Raw genomic sequence first — 14559 nt, 5'->3', positions numbered from 1 at the left:
GTCAGAAAGCTTTCTTCGTAAGCATAGGCCTAAGGCTAGACGACTCCGTCGTCCTTCTAGGACGAGCACGTTTGTCCAGGCTATGTTACATCTCCCTATCATACTGGTTTTATTGTGCTTTTTCCAATAGTTTAGGTTTGGCGAAGATCATCCGACCCGCAGACGTCTGCAGCACACTGGTGACCATCACTTCAAGTGTCATCCCAATGAACTCACGTCCGCCTTCCACGACGATCATCGTGCCGTCATCCAGGTAAGCGACACCTTGTCCATGTTCCTTGCCGTCTTTAATGACTTGAACAATAATTTCTTCTCCCGGCAAAACAACAGGCTTCACAGCATTCGCTAAATCATTGATGTTCAGCACCGAAACACCCTGCAATTCACAGACTTTATTGAGATTAAAATCATTGGTTATCACTTTGCCTTGCAATACCTTGGCCAGACGGACAAGCTTGCTGTCGACTTCCGATATTTCTTCGAAATCCCCTTCATAGATAAGGACCTTGACTTCAAGTTCTTTCTGGATCTTGTTCAAAATATCCAGACCGCGTCGTCCTCGATTCCGCTTGAGTAAATCCGACGAATCCGCGATGTGCTGCAGCTCTTCCAGAACAAATTCCGGGATTACCAAGGTTCCTTCGATAAATCCGGTCTTGCAAATATCAGCAATTCGCCCATCGATAATAACGCTCGTATCCAAAATCTTGTGTTCCTCATAAGGGCGATGTGTTTGCTTCTCCGGTCCGGTTGACCGGCTTCTCACCATCATCTGAACCAATTCTTCCCGCTTGCTATACCCGATTCTGAAGCCCATCACAGCTAATACAGCGGATACGATGAAAGGAAGGAAGGGACCAGCCCACTTCGCTTGCTCGAGCACAGGGAACACCATGACAGAGATAAGCAGACCAATGACTAACCCCAGCGTCCCAGAAAGCAGATCAGAAACCGGGATATCTACAACATTCTTCTCACCTTTTATCAAGAGCTTCATCCCTTGACCTGCCACCCACCCGGAAACGAAAAACATGACGACAGCGCACAAACTATTCATCCAAATCCCATTACCTGCTTCACTTATGAATCCTGTCGTTCGAAAAATAGTATCGCTCCACCCATAACCTAAACTGCCACCCATGATGGCCAAAATGAACTGTACCCATTTCCTCATCATAGATTCACCCCCTACTTCAACATTGATAAAGCTTTATTACAATTATGTTCCAATTTCTCCAACGTTAATCACTTCTTCACATGGAAAATTGAAATATTAGAGGGCTTCCTTTATAATGAAATTGGAAGTTACCAACACACCAGAGGTGGATGGAATGAGCTCCTTGACTTTAAAGCAGTTTCAAGATCAAGTATCCGAATTGTTACTCCGTCACCGAAGTCTGCTTGACGTCTTATCCAAATTTCAACAGTCAGGCGCAGCCGCCAATCGTTCCGTGGTGAAATCCATAACCGAATGCGGATGTATTCAGGTTCATGCGGCCAAGCAAGAGTATCATCCCGAGATGACTTTGAATGAAGCCAAGGATGTGCTCGGCACTCATGTAACAGGACACTTATGTGAACAATGCATCGAAGTTGTGAGCAACGAGCTGGGCAGGAACTTGTTCTATATGTCCGCACTAAGCAACATTCTTGACATTAATTTGGAACAAGTCGTTGAGAACGAATCGAAGAAATGCACAACATTAGGACTTTTTAACATGTCATGAACAAACGAAAAAAAGCATTTATCTTCTTTCTGATTACATCAGAAGAAAATAAATGCTTTTTATTTTCGTACTAAGACCTAGACATCCGATTTAACGGACTTCGAATCGTCTCTGCCGCGTGTTTTGTTCTTCCTGCGCAGACGGATGAAGAATCCATCAACGTTTTTTTTTAAGCCGTAAAGCGCGTACCCCAATAAAGGTACGAAAATCATTTTGGAAATGGACTCTGGCCATTTGATTGCAATAAGAACAGCTACGGCAACAATAATCGGCGTAATCCAAATTGCTGCTTTGGGAATGCCAGCTTTCTTGAAATTCGGGTATTTGACTGTGCTTACCATCAAGTAAGACAACATAATTGTGCTTACCAAAAGAACATACACATTGATCTCATTCACGAACAAAGCTAATGTACAGAGAACGCCACCAGCTGCCGGGATTGGAAGACCGATGAAGTAGCCTGGTGTACCCGCAACGACATTGAACCGAGCAAGACGAAGCGCACCGCAAATCGGGAAAATCGCTGTGACGATCCAAGCAAACGCTGGACTAATCACGCTAGGATCATTGAAAGCAACAACGTACATGATGAAGGCAGGAGCTACACCGAAAGAAATGACATCCGACAAGGAATCCAATTCTTTACCAAATTCACTTTGGGCATTTAACGCTCTTGCGACACGTCCATCCAGACCATCCAGCAACATAGCGACAATGACGAGCACAGCTGCAATCCCGTGTTCACCGCTAAAAGCTAGAATAATTGAAAGAACACCTAGGAATAAGTTCCCTACTGTAAAAAGACTGGGAATCGATTTCGTTAACATATGTTTTTGTCCACCTCTGAATTTACTATACCCTAATCTCGACTTAATAAAACCTTATCGACTGAATGACTTCACAAAATCTCAACATTGATACTTACTGATTGTATCCACTTTAAATATGTCTGTCAATGAACACTTGTTCCTGAATTCTCTTGAGCCCTTCTTTAATGGCACGGGCTCTCACTTCCCCGATTCCGTCAACTTCATCCAGTTCTTCAATTGTCGCCATCATCATATGTGGCAGGTATCCGAACTTCTCCACCAGATTAGCAATAATGATGGAAGGAAGTCGCGGAATTTTCCCAAGAACCCGGAACCCTCGAGGTGAAACCGGCTCTTCGACGATGGAATTCGTATGCGGATAACCAAGTAAGCGAATGATTTGGTGCGGTTCTAACAGCTCATCTGACGATAACCGCTTCAAACCTGCTTGCATCTCCTTGACTCGGTCTTCGGATAATTCTCTTACATAATCTTTTACGAGCAAACGAGCTTCAAGTTCCGCATTCCCCACAAGTTCTTCCAATTGCATACTGATGAGGCGTCCTTCATTCCCCAATTCATTAATATATCGATTGATCTCCGCTTTAATGCGTAAAACCATCTCGAAACGAGCAATAACATTGGTAACATCATGCAGCGTAACTAATTCCTCAAACTCAGACGCGCTCAGATTCGTCAACGATTGATCAAGCACCACTTTATAACGTTCCAAGGTCTGAATCGCTTGGTTCGCTTTGGTCAAAATAACACCGATATCTTTGAGCGCATAGCGTAAATTGCCTTGATATAAGGTAATGACATTTCGCCGCTGTGAAATTGAGACCACTAATTTGTTCGTTTGCTTCGCAACTCGTTCCGCTGTGCGATGGCGAATTCCCGTCTCTGAAGAGGAGATCGAGGAGTCCGGGATTAGTTGTGTGTTCGCATAAAGAATTCGCTTGATATCTTCACTTAGAATAATCGCGCCATCCATTTTGGCAAGCTCATATAAGTAGTTAGGCGAGAAATCGCAATCGATCGAAAAACCGCCATCTACGATTTCTCGCACTTCTGCGCTATAGCCAACTACAAGAAGTCCACCCGTTTTGGCGCGTAGGACATTCTCCAAACCATCGCGGAACGGAGTGCCAGGCGCTACCATTTGCAGCAATTGGCTCATGACGTCTCGCTTTATCTCTTCTTTACTCATCATTTTCCTCCTGAAGGCTTGCAGGTTGAATGACCACAAGAGTCTCTACATATATCATACATGTCACATTCGAAATTCATGCTGTTTTGATTCAACCTAAACATCCTTAATCCGGATTGGACTAAGAATAGAGTCCAGTTGCTAAATCCTTACAACTCAGTATAACGGAAAATGCTTTCCTTTAAAAGAAGTTGTCTATAATTGATAAACGCTTAAGTATATAACTATATCCTATTTCATGCTAATTATCTTCCTCATCCCAGGGTGCTCTCTGCTCTTTGCCTTGGTTGGATGAACCAAATACTGAGTGTATGACCTGACTCAAGGTTTTACATGGGACCACCTTTATTGTAGAAAACGAAGTTGTGCTTTTCAAACCATTAAGCGCTACATAGACTCGTTTGAAACCCATTCTTTCAAGTTCTCTGATTCTTAGTTCCAACGTAGGTACTTTCTTTAATTCGCCCGTTAATCCAATATCTGCGATAAAAACAGTATCATTAGGAATACCTTGATTCTTGCAGGAAGAGACAATGCTCATGATCGCGGCTAAGTTTGAGGACTGTTCCTTTAATCGAATACCCCCCGTTGTTTTCACAACCACATTCTTATCATGTAAAGGCATATTAGCTCTTTGTTCCATGATGCTGATAAGTGTGTTTACATGGTCCTTTTTTAAACATTCAGCAATCCGGCTTGGGTATGGCATGAACGTGGTTGATACTAAACTTTCTATTTCCAGAATGATCGGTCTTGTGCCTTCTTTAACGACTGTTAATGCGCTCCCACTCACAACATCATTTTCGTCTCTTTGCGTCATGAAGAACTCTGAGGGGTTATCAATAGGTGTCAATCCTTGCTCTCCCATTGTAAAAAATCCAAGTTCTCCTGTGCTGGCGTAGCGGTTTTTAGTGGAGAATAGCTGTTTCAGCTCCTCACCTTCTTCCCCTTCCAGAACAAGAACGGCATCGACCAAATGTTCTAATGCTCTTAAACCAGCTAATTCGTTATCTTTCGTCATCTGTCCAACCATGATAATGGCTCTTGGTCTTTGCGCATCTTTGGCAATTTTGAGGAGCGTATTGGCACATTCCATCGTTTGCGTGGGGGACCCAGGTCTTTGTGGATATTCTTCCAATAAAAAAGTTTGAATACTATCAATAATAATCAAATCCGGATCTACCTGGTCAATACAACCTAAGACATTATTCAAGCTATTATCCGAATAAACCCAGACGTTTTTATGAATATTTTGCAGGACCCGCTCAGCTCTTCTCTTGATCTGGCTGTCACTTTCTTCCCCTGAAGCATACAACACTTTCAACCCTTGCCTCGCCACATCATCTGATATTTGCAACAAAAGTGTAGATTTCCCCGCACCTGGAACAGCCGTGATAATCGTAACCGAATCCTTAACGATCCCTCCACCCATTACGCGATTAAATTCATTGTATTTAGTAACAATCCTATCACTGTTCTGAGACACGGTATCGGTAAGACGGTTAATGACAACATTCTTTTTTTTCGTTACGCCTTTTTGACCACCACTAGGAGCGTTGATAACATCTTCTTCTTCTAGCGTATTCCACTCCCGACAACTGCTGCACGAACCTTGCCATTTGGGATGCTCTTGACCGCAACTGGTACACTTGTATGTGGTTTTCTTTTTCATATGTAAGAATCACTTCTCCAATTAATCATTTATTTTCAAAATTCTTTTTCCAAATAAAGCTTACTATGATTATGAAGCACCTGAAAAGGCTAAAGCAAATAAAAAGCATTTTGCCGCATCCACGCTGGATGATGCAAAATGCTTTTTTGCTTTTCATTTATTTAGCAACTACGCCTTCGCCCTTCAAGACGACAAGCTCGCCTTCGTTTTCATCAATCGTCAAGGAGTCGCCTTTGGAAATATTTCCTCTAAGCAGTTCCTCAGACAAGCGATCTTCAATATGCTTCTGAATGGCTCTACGCAGCGGTCTTGCCCCATACGTAGGATCAAAGCCTTCTTTGGCCAAGAACATTTTTGCTTTATCTGTCAACAAGAAGTCAACTTCTTGCTCTTTGAGACGTTTGCGAAGATCTTCTGCCATCAAGCTGACGATTTGGGCGATATGTGTTTCATCCAAGGAATGGAAAACAATCGTTTCGTCAATCCGGTTAAGGAACTCGGGACGGAAGCTTTTCTTAAGCTCGCCCATCACTTTGTCTTTCATATTCGTATAGTCTCTGCCGGCATCAACCGCAGCCGTGAAGCCCAGGGACGAATTCTTCTTGATCACATCGGCACCCACATTGGATGTCATAATAATCAATGTGTTGCGGAAATCAACCGTGCGGCCTTTGGAGTCCGTTAAACGGCCATCTTCCAAAACTTGAAGGAGGATGTTGAACACTTCCGGATGCGCTTTTTCGATTTCATCGAGCAGTACGACGGAGTATGGCTTACGACGAACCTTCTCGGTAAGTTGGCCGCCTTCTTCATAACCCACATAGCCTGGAGGCGCCCCAACGAGTCGGGATGTCGAATGCTTCTCCATATACTCGGACATATCGATACGCACTACGGCATTGTCGTCACCGAATAGAGATTCCGCTAACGCGCGCGCCAATTCTGTTTTACCTACACCCGTTGGTCCTAGGAAAATGAAGGAGCCCATTGGACGCTTCGGATCCTTAAGTCCTGCTCTCGCGCGGCGGATAGCGCGGCTAACCGATTTAACAGCTTCTTCTTGACCAATGACGCGTTCATGAAGAATCTCTTCCATCTTGAGCAGTCGCTCAGTTTCTTCTTCCGCCAGCTTGCTGACCGGAATTCCCGTCCAACTCGCTACGATTTGGGCAATGTCATCCGGCGTAACTTCCGTATCCAAACGACCTTGTTTCTCTTTCCATTCGTTCTTCGTAGTATCCAACTCTTCACGAAGCTTTTGCTCTGTATCGCGAAGACCGGCCGCTTTCTCGAACTCTTGGCTTTGAACCGCCGCGTCTTTCTCCTTGCGGATATCCTCCAGCTTATTCTCAAGCTGTTTCAAGGATGGCGGTACCGTGTAAGAGCGAAGCCTAACCTTGGAACTCGCCTCATCAATTAAATCGATCGCTTTATCAGGTAGGAAGCGGTCTGTAATGTAACGATCCGAGAGTTTAACAGCTTCTTGAATAGCAGCATCAGTGATTTTCACACGGTGATGCGCTTCATACCGATCACGCAATCCATAAAGAATTTGTATCGCTTCATCCGGCGATGGTTGATCAACCGTAATCGGTTGGAAGCGGCGTTCAAGCGCAGCGTCTTTTTCGATATATTTACGATATTCATCTAACGTTGTCGCACCAATACACTGCAGTTCACCTCTGGCAAGAGCCGGTTTGAGGATGTTGGAAGCATCAATAGCTCCCTCAGCTCCACCAGCGCCAATCAAGGTATGAAGCTCATCAATGAACAGTACGATGTTACCCGCTTGGCGAATTTCGTCCATGATCTTCTTCAGGCGATCTTCAAACTCACCGCGATATTTGGTCCCTGCCACAACAGAGCCCATATCGAGGGTCATGACTCTTTTATCCTTCAACGTCTCCGGAATTTCGTTGTTAATAATTTTTTGCGCCAAGCCTTCAGCAATCGCTGTTTTACCAACACCCGGCTCGCCAATTAGCACAGGATTGTTCTTGGTTCTGCGGCTAAGCACTTGAATAACACGCTCAATTTCTTTGCTTCGGCCAATCACAGGGTCCAAATGTCCCTCTTTGGCATAAGCAGTCAGATCTCTCGCTAACCCATCCAAGGTAGGTGTATTCACATTCTGGTTGCTGCCGTGGCTTGGTGATACAGTCTCACTGCTGCCTAGTAGTTGAAGCACTTGTTGACGCGCTTTGTTCAAAGACACACCCAAGTTATTCAGCACACGTGCCGCAACCCCTTCGCCTTCGCGAATAAGTCCTAGTAAAATATGTTCAGTCCCCACATAAGTGTGACCTAGTTTTCTAGCTTCATCCATCGAAAGTTCGATGACTTTTTTCGCTCTAGGCGTATACGCAATATTGGTAGGCTGTTCTTGTCCTCTGCCAATCAGAGATTCGACTTCGTCTTGAATTTTCTCAAGTCCGAGGCCCAGAGCAACGAGTGCTTTAGCAGCAATGCCTTCCCCTTCGCGAATAAGACCAAGTAAAATGTGCTCAGTGCCGATATTGTTATGCCCTAAGCGAACTGCTTCCTCTTGTGCCAAAGAAAGCACTTTCTGCGCACGTTCTGTAAATCTGCCAAACATCATAGAGAACACCTCCAAAAGTAGTATATCTATGGAAAACCTAAAGGATGAATCTAATGCTCATTAAATTCTGCCGAACCTTTCACGGATCAGCTCTGCCCGGCGTATATCACGCTCTTCGGCATTCAACTTCTCACCTGCATATTGCTGGAGAAACCCTGGTTGCGTCATCACCAGCAGCTCATTGAGCACATCGGATGAAACATTGTTAATGATCCCAAGATCAATCCCCAATCTTACATCGGACAAACGCTGCGCAGCTTCCTTAGAGTCCATGATCCCTGCATAGGACAAAATGCCGAGAGAACGGTTCACACGGTCTATTATCCGCATTCTCGATTCTTGCATCAGCTTATGTCTGGCCGCACGTTCATGCTCAATAATTTGTCTAGCCACGCTGTGTAAATTATCAATAATCTCTTCTTCGGATTGCCCCAACGTAATCTGATTCGAAATTTGGAACAGATTACCTAAAGCTTCGCTGCCTTCCCCATATAATCCTCTAACCGTCAACCCAACCTGGGTAACTGCCGATAAAATCCGATTAATTTGTTGGCTAAGCACCAAAGCAGGCAGATGCATCATGACGGAAGCGCGAATTCCGGTCCCTACATTCGTAGGACAGCTTGTTAGGTAGCCACGCTTTTCATCGTATCCATAATCCATTTGCGTTTCAAAAATATCATCGATTTGATTCGCCAAATCCCACACTTCTTTAATCTGAAAGCCGGGACATAAACATTGTATGCGAAGATGATCCTCTTCGTTGATCATAATACTGATGGATTCATTTTCGCTTAAAATAACGGCGCCATTTCTGGATTCGTTAGCTAAATTCGGGCTAATTAAGTGCTTCTCCACAAGAACCATTCGTTCAAGCTCATTAAGTTCCGAAAGTGGGATCAGCGAGAAATGACTAATCGTTTCCAGCTCCTCATTCTCTAGAACTCCTGACAACTGAACAAGTACTTCCTGTGATTGTTGATTGGTAGCTAACATGGGATAGGGATAATCTCGAAGGTTGCGTGCAATCCGGATCCGACTGCTAATGACGATATCCGACTCAGGACCTTCACCCTTCATCCATTCGCTCAATGCATCTCCTGTAAACCGTTGTAGTGTCACTGGATTCACACCTTCCTTACAAAATCACATACCCGCAATTTTCTTCTCGATCTCACGAATTTGATCACGAATCTTAGCTGCTTCTTCGAACTCTTCCGCTTCAATACAAGCCATCATATCCTTCTTGAGGGTATCGACTTCACGCTTGCATTGAATGATTCCACCGCTCCGCTTAGGTACTTTTCCTACGTGAACGATGTTGCCGTGAACCCTTTTGAAAAGAGGGTCCAGCTTCTCAGAAAAGCTTTGATAGCACGCTCCGCAACCAAAACGACCTAATTTACTAAACTGCGAATACGTAAGGCCACAGTTCTCACAACGGATGGCCTGTGACTTCGCGGCGGACAGGGATGAAGGTTCAAAATCGAGCAAGCCGGATAGCAAATTGTGAATCGAAAATCCATTCGACGTCCCCGGTATCATCTCGCCCTTCTCCCGAGCGCAATTCTCACAAATGTGGAACTCGTTCTTGTCTCCATTTATAATCTTCGTAAAATGAAGAGTCGCCGGTCGTTTACCGCATTCCTGACAAACCATTTCTTATGCCTCCTCATCTGCTAAGCAAGGATATCAGCATTGCTTTAAGAATCTTAGCCCGAATTTCATCGCGCAGCGGGAGCTTGAAGGTCAACACATCTCTGGATATCGCTGCCCGAATCAGGTTAGCTTCTCGGGTTGAAATATAGTGACCCTCCTGCAGCTGGTATACAAGTCCTTCTGAGGTGACTTGATCTATGTGTGTGTGAATCGTGCGAAAAATGTGGTCCAAAATAGACCCATGACTCTTGAGCTCGATCTTCTGAATACGAATGTATCCGCCACCGCCACGCTTGCTCTCCACAATGTATCCCTTTTCCAAGGTGAACCGTGTACTAATTACATAGTTGATTTGGGATGGTACGCATTGGAATTGATCAGCCAAGTCGTTGCGTTGAATCTCAATAGCCCCTTCGGAACTTTGCTGCAGGACATGTTTCAAATACTGCTCAATGATTTCTGATACGTTACGCATCAATTCATCCTCCAGACTGCTAGAAGTAAATTGACTTTGATTGACTTTGACTTTCTTTGACCTTAACTAGATTATAATCATTTCCTTTCTTTTTGACAAGTGCTGCTTCTAAACTGTCTTGCGACAGAAATCTGACCTGTTTCATAATTTACTCACTCACAGTATTTACATAAATACCCCTACTTAACGTAGGGGCAAGTTCCAATTAATTCTTTTTTTCTAACATTCTCAGTCCACCAATGTTTGGATCTATTTCCAAGCATATTTTTTCTAAAAAATAATTTTATAATTTTTTCTGATTGCTTGACTCTTGGCTGCAAATTTCAGTTTACAATAAATAATTATGTAAATTCCTGGTTTTCTATTGACAAGTAAATGCACTAAGGAGTACGATTTCAAAGGAATTGAATATGTCCTCGTTAGGTGAGGCTCCTATACAAACATAGGCCACTGCCCGGAAATATCGAAAGATGCCAATGGGTAGAACAGGAACTGCCGGATTAAGGCTTTTCATAATGTGGCTAAGAGCAATGGCTCTTTACGTTGTATAGTGCTAAAACTGGACTAGGGGGAACCGGTTTATTTCATTGTGAACTTATGCCCCCTGGGACCAAACCCTGGGGGCTTTCATATTTATGAACAAAGGGGGAAACTGGAATGGACAGTAGTAGTCGAATGCAACAGTCGAATAACTTACAATGTGCTATGCAACCAAGGAACAGTGTATCTGTCTACCCGTATGCCCTCAGTGAATCAGAAATCAAGTTCAAGACCTTATATCAAAGGGCTTGAGTAATTGAACTGATGCACCAATGTGGTGCGGAATGATGGAATATTTACGCTCTCCTCATGCAAAGTGAGGAGAGCTTTTTTTTGTAAAGGAGGATTTCGCGATGAAATGGAACGGGTTTCTCACTATTAGCAATAAATATAAATTCGGTTTGGCCGATGTTACGGTTATTCTCATGCTCTTATCCATTCTTTATTTAACGGCCCATCTTGGTGCGGGGATGAAAGTTCCTTTATCCGAAAGCAATCAACCGACGATGAGCCTTGACCCGCAATTGCTTCCTTACTACGCGGGACGATCGCTTCTCAGAATGTTTATTGCATTCGGAGCTTCACTGTTATTTACATTTGTTTATGGGCGAATCGCTGCTTATAACCGCATTGCTGAAAAAATCATGATTCCTGCCATCGACATCTTGCAGTCTGTACCGGTGCTTGGTTTCCTTTCAGCAACCGTGTTGATGTTCATGGCGTTATTTCCTGGAAGTCTGCTCGGCGTAGAATGCGCTTCGATTTTCGCCATTTTTACGGGTCAGGTTTGGAATATGACATTCAGCTTTTATCATTCACTTAAGACAATTCCACGTCCTCTAAACGAAGCTGCAAGCATTCATCGTCTCGGCGTATGGTCTCGCTTTACAAAGCTTGAAGTGCCTTTTTCTATGATCGGATTAGTGTGGAACAGCATGATGTCATTCGGTGGAGGCTGGTTCTTTCTCGCAGCGAGCGAATCGATTAGCGTGTTGAATCAAGATATTCACTTGCCTGGAATCGGCTCATACATGGCAATGGCCGCTGACCAAGGGAACGTAAAGGCCATTGTATATTCTATTATTACCATGGTGATCTTGATATGTCTTGTGGACCAATTGTTTTGGCGGCCACTTGTTGCATGGGCACAAAAATTTAAGAACGAGCAATCCGAAGCAGGTGAAGTCCCGAAATCATGGGTTTATGACATTATAAAACGCGCGAGATTCATTCGTTATGTCAATCATACTGTGGGCACTTTCTTTCATGATTTAAAAGGTAAATTAAAAAAAAGAAGTTCCTCCATCCATTTGCCTAAACCACCGTCTCTTGTGTCCAAAATTGTAATCCGGATCATTTGGATCATCGTTATCGTATTCGTTGCCAAATTTGTCTATGAAGCTATCCTTGAAATCATACAGCTAAGTTGGCATGAATTACTAAGAGTTATAGTACTCGGATTGCAGACAGCTCTTCGCGTATTCGTATCAACCATTTTCGCTGTAATATGGACGGTTCCTGTTGGTGTCATGATCGGTATGAATCCTAAACTTTCAAGAATTGCCCAGCCCATTGTACAAGTGCTGGCTTCGTTTCCGGCAAATATGGCTTTCCCTTTGTTTACGATTCTATACCTGAAACTTGGTGTCAGTATGAACATTGGTGCTATTCCTCTCATGATGTTGGGGACACAGTGGTACATCTTGTTTAACGTCATCGCCGGAGCGATGGCTATTCCTTCCGATTTGAAAGAAGCCGCGGCAATTTTGCGACTGACTCGCCTTCAAACATGGAAGAAGTTAATTTTACCAAGCGTTTTTCCATTTCTCATTACGGGATGCATTACTGCTAGCGGAGGGGCCTGGAATGCGAGTATCGTCTCCGAACTTGTATCTTGGAAGGATCACAATTTGCAAGCGTCTGGATTAGGTTCGTTTATCGCCCAGGCAACAACAAATGGGGATTGGCCCCAAATCATATGGGGAATTATTGTAATGTGTCTTTTGGTTGTTCTTGTAAATCGCTTGGTTTGGCGTAAGTTGTACGCCATCTCAGAAAAAAAATATCATCTGGAATAGAGGTGCTTGCCATGAAAAATGCGTTGATTCAACTTCAAAAAGTCAGCAAACGTTATGATATGCCAAACACTACGAATGTCAGCATCCTAGAAGATATACAGTTGAATATTACAGAGGGTGAGTTTGTATCCATTCTGGGCCCTTCAGGATCGGGTAAGTCCACCTTACTTAGGATTATCGCCGGACTTGTGCCTCCTTCTCAAGGAACAGTTTTCTATAACGGGCAAGAGATACAAGGAACAAATCCAGGAGTAGGGATGGTGTTCCAATCCTTTGCGTTATTTCCTTGGCTTACTGTACTTGAGAACGTAAAGTTAGGACTTGAAAACAAATTATTAACAGAAACAGAAAAAATGCGTAAAGCCCTCTCTATTATTGATATGGTTGGACTCGATGGATTCGAAGGCGCATATCCCAAGGAACTTTCAGGTGGTATGAGACAACGTGTAGGCATTGGCCGCGCTCTTGTCATGGAACCAGATATTCTCTTGATGGATGAGCCTTTCTCGGCCTTAGACGTGTTAACAGCGGAAAACCTCAAGCGGGATTTGCTTGAATTATGGACAGAAAAGAAGATTCCAACAAAATCTATTATTATGGTCACACACAGTATTGAAGAAGCGGTCTATATGTCCGATCGGGCGATTGTCTTATCTCGTGATCCAGCTCGTGTTATAGCGGATATTTTGATTCCTATGCCACATTGGCGCGATAAACAGGAGGCACAATTTACCGGGCTTGTTGATAAAATTTATTCCATATTGACCAAACGTGAAATAAAGCAGAATGAACATGTCGAAGAACAGAAGAAAAAGATCGAAAAGGTTCAAGAAGTACCTGCAGGTGCGTTAACAGGATTTATTGAATTGATTGATGATCTTGGAAAAACGGTTGATTTATACAAGCTAGCTGATCAATTAAGCCTTAACCTGGAGGATTTTTTGCCAATCGTCGAAGCAGCCCAGATGCTCGGATTTGCCAACATCCAGCACGGAGATATTGAATTAACTGAAATTGGAAGCCACTTTGCTGATGCCAGTGTTTTGGACAGGAAGGATATCTTCAAAAAGCAAGTGCTGCATCATGTCCCAATGATAGAAAAGATTATCTGGATTTTGCATTCTAAATCAAACAATAAAATGGAACGGGAATTTTTCTTGGAAATCTTCGAAAAGCATTTTGGTTTGGAAGAAGCAGGTCATCAATTAGATATTTTGATTGATTGGGGAAGGTATGCTGAATTATTGGCATACGATGAAAAAGCAAAAAATCTATATATTGAACACGAAACAGCTGCGACGTCGGAATGAAAAATGTAGCCATAGAACATCTACATGGCTGCTGACTGATGATGCTGATTGCAGAGACCAGGTAACTATTCTGTCACTCTATTGCCGTAATATTAACATTTTCAAGCAAGTCAGTATTCTGTCGTTGGACACTAACATTGTGTTGCAAACACCAAGCCTACTTACAGTATTTACAAAAATACCCCTACTTAACGTAGGGGCGTGTACCAATTTATTTTTTGAAAATGCTGTGCTCAGCTATAAATAGGCAAGCTATATATGAACGGACAATAAGCTATCGTAGCTTGCCTATTCACCCATATCACGATTTTTTTCGCAGGCATGAGGAAAATGGGGTCACTCTCAAAGTAACAGAAAAAACCTTACGAGGATTTCTCCTTGTAAGGTTTCTAAGCTGCTTGGCAACGTTCTACTCTCCCAGAACCCTGCGGTTCAAGTACCATCGACGCTGGAGGGCTTAACGGTCGTGTTCGAGATGGG

General features: G+C 43.5%; 11 protein-coding genes, 1 rRNA gene and 1 riboswitch. Of the genes, 3 read left to right on the top strand and 9 right to left on the bottom strand.

Translation table 11 applies throughout. The annotated features are described in order from the left end of the window. Positions 1-109: 109 nt before the first annotated feature. Positions 110-1177: a PIN/TRAM domain-containing protein gene (locus IEY34_RS28505; RefSeq protein WP_189018509.1), complete on the bottom strand. Its 1068-nt coding sequence runs from the start codon at positions 1175-1177 to the stop codon at positions 110-112. Between the two features lie 154 nt (positions 1178-1331). On the opposite strand from IEY34_RS28505, the gene IEY34_RS28500 reads away from it, so the two are divergent. Beyond that, entirely contained in the window at positions 1332-1727 is a 396-nt protein-coding gene (locus IEY34_RS28500; protein ID WP_079418106.1) for a nucleoside triphosphate pyrophosphohydrolase family protein, read from the top strand. A 77-nt stretch (positions 1728-1804) separates the two neighbouring features. On the opposite strand, the gene pssA is transcribed toward IEY34_RS28500, so the two are convergent. The 7 genes from pssA to IEY34_RS28465 all read right to left on the bottom strand — a co-directional run bounded on the left by pssA (position 1805) and on the right by IEY34_RS28465 (position 10151). Then, positions 1805-2554 (bottom strand): CDP-diacylglycerol--serine O-phosphatidyltransferase, encoded by a 750-nt coding sequence (gene pssA / locus IEY34_RS28495; RefSeq protein WP_189018507.1) that lies wholly within the window; start codon positions 2552-2554, stop codon positions 1805-1807. Between the two features lie 112 nt (positions 2555-2666). Continuing rightward, the gene (disA, locus tag IEY34_RS28490; protein WP_189018505.1) at positions 2667-3746 is read right to left on the bottom strand and encodes a DNA integrity scanning diadenylate cyclase DisA; all 1080 of its coding nucleotides are present in this window, start codon (positions 3744-3746) and stop codon (positions 2667-2669) included. Positions 3747-3987: 241 nt separating this feature from the next. Beyond that, entirely contained in the window at positions 3988-5418 is a 1431-nt protein-coding gene (gene radA, locus IEY34_RS28485; RefSeq protein ID WP_189018503.1) for a DNA repair protein RadA, read from the bottom strand. 157 nt (positions 5419-5575) lie between these two features. After that, positions 5576-8017 (bottom strand): ATP-dependent protease ATP-binding subunit ClpC, encoded by a 2442-nt coding sequence (gene clpC / locus IEY34_RS28480; RefSeq protein WP_189018501.1) that lies wholly within the window; start codon positions 8015-8017, stop codon positions 5576-5578. A 60-nt stretch (positions 8018-8077) separates the two neighbouring features. Further along, a complete protein-coding gene (gene mcsB, locus IEY34_RS28475) occupies positions 8078-9097 on the bottom strand; it encodes a protein-arginine kinase McsB (protein ID WP_373291366.1) in 1020 nt (339 codons plus the stop codon). Between the two features lie 66 nt (positions 9098-9163). Next, positions 9164-9676 (bottom strand): protein-arginine kinase activator protein McsA, encoded by a 513-nt coding sequence (gene mcsA, locus IEY34_RS28470; RefSeq protein WP_189018497.1) that lies wholly within the window; start codon positions 9674-9676, stop codon positions 9164-9166. Positions 9677-9689: 13 nt separating this feature from the next. Beyond that, the gene (locus IEY34_RS28465) at positions 9690-10151 is read right to left on the bottom strand and encodes a CtsR family transcriptional regulator (RefSeq protein WP_029196492.1); all 462 of its coding nucleotides are present in this window, start codon (positions 10149-10151) and stop codon (positions 9690-9692) included. A 408-nt stretch (positions 10152-10559) separates the two neighbouring features. Next, positions 10560-10730: riboswitch (M-box (ykoK) riboswitch) on the top strand. Positions 10731-11044: 314 nt separating this feature from the next. On the opposite strand from IEY34_RS28465, the gene IEY34_RS28460 reads away from it, so the two are divergent. Both IEY34_RS28460 and IEY34_RS28455 read left to right on the top strand, forming a co-directional pair. Beyond that, the gene (locus tag IEY34_RS28460; protein ID WP_189018495.1) at positions 11045-12769 is read left to right on the top strand and encodes an ABC transporter permease; all 1725 of its coding nucleotides are present in this window, start codon (positions 11045-11047) and stop codon (positions 12767-12769) included. A gap of 11 nt (positions 12770-12780) precedes the next feature. After that, positions 12781-14079 (top strand): ABC transporter ATP-binding protein, encoded by a 1299-nt coding sequence (locus tag IEY34_RS28455; protein ID WP_189018493.1) that lies wholly within the window; start codon positions 12781-12783, stop codon positions 14077-14079. A gap of 396 nt (positions 14080-14475) precedes the next feature. Here the strand turns inward: IEY34_RS28455 and rrf are convergent. Next, positions 14476-14559 (bottom strand): 5S ribosomal RNA (rrf, locus tag IEY34_RS38185); the annotation flags it as partial.

Origin of the sequence: Paenibacillus marchantiophytorum, from assembly GCF_014640555.1 — a bacterium.
GTDB classification, from domain to species: Bacteria; Bacillota; Bacilli; order Paenibacillales; family NBRC-103111; genus Paenibacillus_E; species Paenibacillus_E marchantiophytorum.
The sequence above is the reverse complement of the archived record's forward strand: the minus strand, read 5'-3'. Positions and strand labels throughout refer to the sequence as shown.